At 54.3% G+C, this 643-nt stretch carries 2 pseudogenes; both read left to right on the plus strand.

The window, feature by feature from the left end:
- Positions 1-184, plus strand: a pseudogene (locus R7Q09_RS26355) (hypothetical protein); the annotation flags it as partial.
- Positions 185-269: 85 nt separating this feature from the next.
- Positions 270-643: pseudogene (locus tag R7Q09_RS26360) on the plus strand (hypothetical protein); the annotation flags it as partial.

Genomic DNA, 643 nt, shown 5'->3' on the forward strand with positions numbered 1-643 from the left:
ATTCCCTTCCCTGGGGGTGGCTGGCGCTATGGTTGCTGCTCTGTGCGGCATGATGCCGGGGTTGACCAAGTTCGCCAAAGAGGCTCCATCGAAAGCCTTTGGCATGGTGATGGCTTCACTCTGCCTTGCTCCTGTGTACGGGAAACTCTGTGAGCTGGTGGTCCACGCGATTCAGGGAGCTTGAGCTTATGGGGGTAGTACGAGTTCCCTACCTCTTGGCTGAGCTGAAAGAACGCGGATGTGCTGATGAATCTGCTCTGGCGCAGGTTATGCAGCCTGGATGCCGAATTGGAGAGGAAGACCTACGGAAGTTGGCCGCAAATTTAGGGCTTGAAGTTTCTGAGCTGGCACCAGCGCCAGAGAACGCGGCCAACACCCGGTTCAAAGCAAAGCTGAGAGGAGGTTTGGCCTCCTTTCTTTTTGAGTACGACGGCTGTTTCCGACATGCAGAAGGCTCCAGCCATGCAGAAATGTTGGGTATCGAGCAAGAAGACGACATAGGTCTTCCGAGTCGAGCTGCTGACGCCATGCTCCTGGAAAAGATGCTTTACCAGGTAATCGCTCGGGCTAAGTACATGCTCGGCAAAATCGACAGCAAGTTTGTCAGGTCAGAACAAGCAATCGAGTTCCGTGAGCAACTTGC

This window comes from Vibrio sp. 2130-1, from assembly GCF_033339515.1.